The sequence below is a fragment of the Neisseria subflava genome (assembly GCF_003044645.1).
In the GTDB taxonomy this organism is placed as follows: domain Bacteria; phylum Pseudomonadota; class Gammaproteobacteria; order Burkholderiales; family Neisseriaceae; genus Neisseria; species Neisseria subflava_B.
Window position 1 is genome coordinate 1 of sequence record NZ_POXL01000020.1, and the last position, 1,033, is coordinate 1,033.

A 1,033-nucleotide genomic window follows, 5' to 3' on the forward strand; every position below is an offset into this window, starting at 1 on the left:
GTTTCAGACGGCCTGAGACCTTTGCAAAATTCCCCAAAATCCCCTAAATCCCATCAAGACATTTAGGGGATTTTCCATGAGCACCTTCTTCCAGCAAACTGCACAAGCCATGATCGCCAAACACATCGACCGTTTCCCGCTATTGAAGTTGGATCAGGTGATTGATTGGTAACCGATCGAACAGTACCTGAATCGTCAAAAAACCCGTTACCTCCGAGACCACCGCGGTCGTCCTACCTATCCCCTGTTGTCCATGTTCAAAGCCGTCCTGCTCGGACAATGGCACAGCCTCTCCGATCCCGAACTGGAACACAGCCTCATCACCCGCATCGATTTCAACCTGTTTTGCCGTTTTGACGAACTGAGCATCCCCGATTACAGCACCTTATGCCGCTACCGCAACTGGCTGGCGCAAGACAACACCCTGTCCGAATTGCTCAAACTGATTAACCGCCAACTGACTGAAAAAGGCCTAAAAGTAGAGAAAGCATCCGCCGCCGTCGTTGACGCCACCATTATTCAGACCGCCGGCAGCAAACAGCGTTAGGCCATAGAAGTCGATGAAGAAGGACAAGTCAGCGGCCAAAACACACCGAGTAAAGACAGCGATGCCCGTTGGATCAAGAAAAACGGCCTCTACAAACTCGGTTACAAACAACATACCCGTACCGATGCGGAAGGCTATATCGAGAAACTGCACATTACCCCTGCCAATGCCCATGAGTGCAAACACCTGTTGCCTTTGTTGGAAGGACTGCCCAAAGGTACGACCGTCTATGCCGACAAAGGCTATGACAGTGAGGAAAACCGGCAACATCTGGAAGAGTATTGGCTACAGGACGGCATTATGCGCAAAGCCCACCGCAAACATCCGCTGTCGGAAGTGCAAACCAAACGCAACCGACATTTGTCGAAGACCCGTTATGTAGTCGAACAAAGCTTCGGTACGTTACACCGTAAATTCCGCTATGCCCGGGCAGCCTATTTCGGGCTGATTAAAGTGAGTGCGCAAAGCCATCTGAAGGCGATGTGT

The 1,033-nt window shown here is 51.0% G+C and carries 1 pseudogene; it reads left to right on the forward strand.

The window, feature by feature from the left end:
- Positions 1-76: 76 nt before the first annotated feature.
- Positions 77-1,033 (forward strand): annotated as a pseudogene (locus DBY97_RS11340) (IS5 family transposase); the annotation flags it as partial.